Genomic DNA, 4,997 nt, shown 5'->3' with positions numbered 1-4,997 from the left:
CTGCGCGCGCGTGACGAGGCGCCCCGCGAGGCCAAGCCGCTGTCCGACGGCGCGCAGATGCTGAAGAACCGGCTGGACAAGAACGTCCGCCACCTGCGCAAGCGTCTGAGCCGCGAGGGCATCACCTGCTGGCGCGCCTACGACCAGGACCTGCCCGAATACGCAGCCGCCATCGACGTCTACGAAAACTGGCTGCACATCCAGGAATACAAGGCGCCGCTGGATGTGCCGGTGGACGTCGCGCGCATTCGCATGCGCGAGATCGTCCGCGTGGCCAGTGAAGTGCTCGAGATCCCGCGCGACCGGATCGCCGTGAAGACGCGCGAGCGGGGCAAGGGTGGCTCCAAGTACGGGCAGTTCGACCAGAAGGGCGAGTTCATCGAGGTGAACGAAGGGGGCCTGAAGTTCCTGATCAACCCCACCGATTATCTCGATACCGGCTTGTTCATCGATCACCGCCTGGTCCGCGCCAGGATCCGGGAACTTGCCGCCGGCAAGCATTTCCTCAACCTGTTCGCCTATACGGGCACGGCCAGCGTCTATGCCGCGGCCGGCGACGCGCGCGACACCACCACGGTGGACCTCTCGGGGACCTACCTCGATTGGGCCTCGCGCAACCTCGACCTGAACGGCTATAGCGGTGCCCGCCACCGGCTCGTCCAGGAAGATGCCCTGACCTTCCTCGAAAAGCGCTCCATGATGTACGGCCTGATCTATGTCGATCCGCCGACCTTCTCCAACTCGAAGAAGGCCGACGACTTTGACGTCCAGCGCGACCACGTGAAGCTGTTGCTGGCCTGCAACGAACGCCTCCTGCCCGACGGCGTGATCGTTTTCTCCAACAACTTCCGTCGTTTCCAGCTTGATCGGGAGGCTTTGGAGCCCCATTTCCAGATTGAAGACTGGAGTGCACCGAGCATCCCGTTCGACTTCGCCCGCCGCCACAACATCCATGGCTGCTGGCTGCTTCGGAAGCCGTTCGTGAACCCGTGGAAAACGTGAACGGGCCGTGGAAAAAACTTCAGTCCGGATTCAGTGGCCGGGCGCGAATCTGCGCTCAACACCCGGAGGTAATTGTCATGAAAGCTAAGTTCGCTAAGTCCGCCCTTCTTCTCGCCGCCGCGGGTCTGATGGCGTTCGCACCTGCTGCGTTCGCACGTGGGTATGGCTACGGCGGTGGCTACCATGGCGGTTACGGTGGCTACCACGGCGGCTACGGCTACCATGGCGGCGGTTACTACGGCCGCGGTCACTACGATCACGCCGGTCGCTGGATCGCCGGTGCCATCGTGGCCGGTGCGGTCGTCGGCCTCGTTGCGAATGCCTCGCAGCCGCGCACGGTCGTCTATGACGACGGCCCGGCTTACTACAGCCGTCCGGCCACCGTCGTCTACCAGGACGCCCCGGTCGTTACCCGTCGCGTGACCACCACCACCTACGTGGACGACGGTTACAGCACCACGCGCTATGTGCGTGACGACGGGTATTGATCGTCGCTGAGCAGGTAATTGGTTGAAACAAGAAGCCCGGCTTATAGCCGGGCTTCTTTTTGTGCGGGCTGGCCCGCTGCCGCGGGATCGCCGATGAATCGGCTCCTACAGAGGGGGATAGGCTCTGGCTTACGGCTTTGAGCCGCTGGTGCCGGCACCGGAGCCGCTGAGCTTCGCGTTCTTCGACATGGCCTTGTAGGTGTCCTTGTCGATCGTGCTTACCGACTGGATGTCACACGGCGGGTCGCCGTTGATACGCAGCACCTTCTCGGTGGGGGTGCCACAGATGCGAAACCCGCCAATGGCCTTGTTGCTCTCGGCGGTTTTGAAGCGGACACCCCCGCCCAGCCCTATGCGCGGGCACGCCACGTTCGTCTTGACCAGGAAGTGATCGGGCCCGGTCGCGACGACGACAGTCTGGTCGTCGATCACCTTCCAGTCGGTGATCCTGTCGGTCCGCATGCAGTCGTTGAACTCGAGGGGCTTGGTGGCGGGGGCGGCGCCGGGGGCGGGTGCCTGGTCGGCGGCGTGGGCGGCCACGGTGAGGAGCAGGGAAGCGACAAACAGGTAACGGACTTTCATGGCCGGGCACTCCTTCGTATGAATCTGCACGTTAAGCCCGTTTGTGCCCCGAAACGAGAGAAAAGGCGGCGTCGGTAGATCTGCCGTTAAGGCGGCGGTCGGGTCCGCTCACGTTCGTTGAACAGTTCCGCTGGCAAGGTTTCCGTAATGACTGACGAGTCCGTCGGCAGTGCAGGAAAACCCACTTTATGACCGTCCGACCGCTTGGCATCGACCCGAACCCGCCGGCCAGCGCGGACCTCGCCCAACGCTTCCTCAGCATCCGCCACCGTACGGCGGAACTGGCGTCGCGCCTGAAGGCCGAGGATACCGTGGTGCAGTCCATRCCGGACGCCAGTCCGACGAAGTGGCACCTCGCGCACACTACCTGGTTCTTCGAGCAGTTCATCCTGTCGCGCGATCCCGCCTACGTGTCGCCGAACCCGGAGTGGCACTTCCTGTTCAACTCGTACTACCAGTCGGTCGGGCCGATGCACGCGCGCCCGAAGCGCGGCCTGCTCACGCGGCCTGCACTGGATGAGGTTCGGGACTATCGATGTCGCGTGGACGACGCGATCGTCACGTTAATCGCGCGTGGTGACGATGCCACCTTGCCGACACTGGTCGAGTTGGGTGTTCAACACGAGCAGCAGCACCAGGAGCTCCTGCTCACCGATATCAAGCATGCGTTTGCGCAGAACCCGCTGGAGCCCGCGTTTGCGCCAGATGCGCCTCGGTCGCTGTCCGTCGCTGCGCCCGCCCTGGCCTTCGTACCGTTCGACGAAGGTATCGTCGAGATCGGGTACGGCGGGGAGGGCTTCTCGTTCGACAATGAAGGTCCGCGTCATCGGACCTACCGACAGGCCGGATCGCTGGCCAATCGTCCGGCTACCAATGCGGAGTTCATGGCCTTCGTCCTCGATGGGGGCTACCGCCAGCCCACGCTGTGGCTGGCCGACGGCTGGGCTACGGTCCAGGCAGAACAGTGGCAGCGGCCCTTGTACTGGGACGAGGCCCTGGAGACCGAATTCACCCTGCAGGGGCGCCGTGCGATCGACCCGCATGCCCCCGTGTGTCACATCAGCTATTTCGAAGCCGACGCCTTCGCGCGGTGGGCTGGCGCGCGCCTTCCCACCGAAGTCGAGTGGGAAACCATGGCGGCAGCCTTGCCCGTGCGCGGGAACCTTCAGGATAGCGGGGCGTTCCAACCCCGTGCCTGCTCGTTCGAGACCCCGCTCGGGCAGATGTATGGCGACGTTTGGGAATGGACAATGAGCCCATATGTCAGTTACCCGGGTTACCGGACATTGGCCGGAGCCCTTGGCGAATACAATGGCAAGTTCATGAACGGGCAATGGATCCTCCGCGGAGGTTCCTGCGCTACGCCCGCCGATCACGTTCGTGCGACTTACCGGAACTTCTTTCCTCCCCATGCCCGTTGGCAGTTTTCGGGGATACGACTGGGAAACGATCGATGAGCGCTCAACCGAAAGACATCCGCGTCGACGACCGCCATCCGGATGTCGAGGACACGCTGCACACCGTTCGCCGTGGGCTCGCTTTGAAGGCGAAGAAACTGCCGTCGCGACTGTTTTACGATGAACGCGGCTCCGCCCTTTTCGAGGCGATCTGCGAGCAGCCCGAGTACTACCTCACGCGTACCGAGATCGCGATCATGCGCGATCACGCGGGTGACATTGCCGACACGCTTGGGCCCGACGTGCGTCTGGTCGAGTACGGCAGTGGCAGCGGCATCAAGACGCGCATGCTTCTCGAGCATCTGGTGACACCCGTGGCCTATGTGCCCGTGGAAATCTCGCGTTCGGCGTTGATGGAAAGCGTTGCCGAGCTGGCTACGCGTTTTCCCGATGTCCCGATGCAGCCGGTGTGCGCGGACTTCACCCAGCCTCTTCGTCTTCCGGTCGCTTCACGCTCACCGCGACGCACGGCCATCTATTTTCCGGGCTCGACGATCGGCAACTTCGAGTCGAAAGAGGCGATCCGCATCCTTCGACTGATGCGCACGGAGATGAGCGACGGTGGTGGCATCATCATCGGCGTGGATCTCAAGAAGGATCCGGCGGAGATCGAAGCCGCCTACAACGATGCGGCGGGCGTCACGAACGACTTTACGCTCAACATGCTGGTTCGCCTCAATCGCGAGATCGGTACGGACTTCGACGTGAGCGCGTTCCGTCATCGTGCCCGTTACAACGTACTTGCCGGGCGCATCGAAACCGCCCTGGTGAGCACGAAGCGGCAGGACGTGCACGTCGGTCACGACACGTTTGCCTTCCGCGAAGACGAAGCCATGCACGTCGAATACAGCTGCAAGTATTCGCTCGAGGACTTCGCGCAGCTGGCAGCCAAGGCGGGGCTCAGCGTGGCGAAGGTCTGGATGGACGAGGATCACCGCTTCAGTGTGCAGTACCTCGTGCGTTCGACACCCGTGGCCTGAGTGCCGTTGCTCTTTGTAGGAGCCGATTCATCGGCGAAAACCCAGTCGCGACAACGTTTGTCGTTTCGCTTCGCAGGGGATCGCCGATGAATCGGCTCCTACCGAGCAAATGCTGGTTAGCTCGGGCGGCGGGCGCCTAGCGATACCAGCGTTTCCTGCGCCGTCCGGATGCGCTCGGCGGAGCCGGGTAGTTCCAGGATCACGCGAAGCTTGTCCTGGCCATCCATCTTGAAGATGCGTGGCTGGGTCTGGATGAGCTTGATCAGGGCGACGGGATCGATGTCCGGCTTGTCGCGGAAGGTGATGCGGCCGCCACTGGCACCGAAGTCCACCTTGCGAATACCGAGCGGCGTGGCCATGAGCTTCAGCTGGGCAACGGCGAACAGGCACTTGGTCTGGTCCGGTAGCAGACCGAAACGGTCGATCATTTCCACCTGCAACTCGCGCAAGCCTTCGTCGTTGCGCGCGCTGGCGATGCGCTTGTACAG

At 63.1% G+C, this 4,997-nt stretch carries 6 protein-coding genes; 4 read left to right on the top strand and 2 right to left on the bottom strand.

Annotation, left to right across the window (positions count from 1 at the left end):
- The coding region (locus AC1DSN_RS18200) for a class I SAM-dependent methyltransferase (protein WP_477332060.1) at positions 1-1,002 on the top strand (1,002 nt) is incomplete at its 5' end.
- 77 nt (positions 1,003-1,079) lie between these two features.
- The gene (locus AC1DSN_RS18195) at positions 1,080-1,490 is read left to right on the top strand and encodes a hypothetical protein (protein ID WP_213948008.1); all 411 of its coding nucleotides are present in this window, start codon (positions 1,080-1,082) and stop codon (positions 1,488-1,490) included.
- A gap of 129 nt (positions 1,491-1,619) precedes the next feature.
- Here the strand turns inward: AC1DSN_RS18195 and AC1DSN_RS18190 are convergent, their stop codons facing one another.
- Positions 1,620-2,072, bottom strand: a complete 453-nt coding sequence (locus AC1DSN_RS18190; RefSeq protein ID WP_477296854.1) for a DUF6491 family protein — start codon at positions 2,070-2,072, stop codon at positions 1,620-1,622.
- 188 nt (positions 2,073-2,260) lie between these two features.
- On the opposite strand from AC1DSN_RS18190, the gene egtB reads away from it, so the two are divergent.
- The gene (gene egtB / locus AC1DSN_RS18185) at positions 2,261-3,529 is read left to right on the top strand and encodes an ergothioneine biosynthesis protein EgtB (protein ID WP_477332058.1); all 1,269 of its coding nucleotides are present in this window, start codon (positions 2,261-2,263) and stop codon (positions 3,527-3,529) included.
- Positions 3,526-4,509, top strand: a complete 984-nt coding sequence (gene egtD / locus AC1DSN_RS18180) for an L-histidine N(alpha)-methyltransferase (RefSeq protein ID WP_063573925.1) — start codon at positions 3,526-3,528, stop codon at positions 4,507-4,509. The genes egtB and egtD overlap by 4 nt, the downstream gene beginning before the upstream one ends.
- A 116-nt stretch (positions 4,510-4,625) precedes the next feature.
- Here egtD and AC1DSN_RS18175 read toward each other — a convergent pair.
- On the bottom strand, positions 4,626-4,997 hold a 372-nt coding region (locus tag AC1DSN_RS18175), incomplete at its 5' end, for a TRCF domain-containing protein (RefSeq protein WP_477332056.1).

The organism is Luteibacter sp. P4_D7_3 (genome assembly GCF_056401735.1).
Note: the sequence above shows the minus strand (reverse complement) of the source record. Positions and strands in the feature narration are given on the sequence as shown.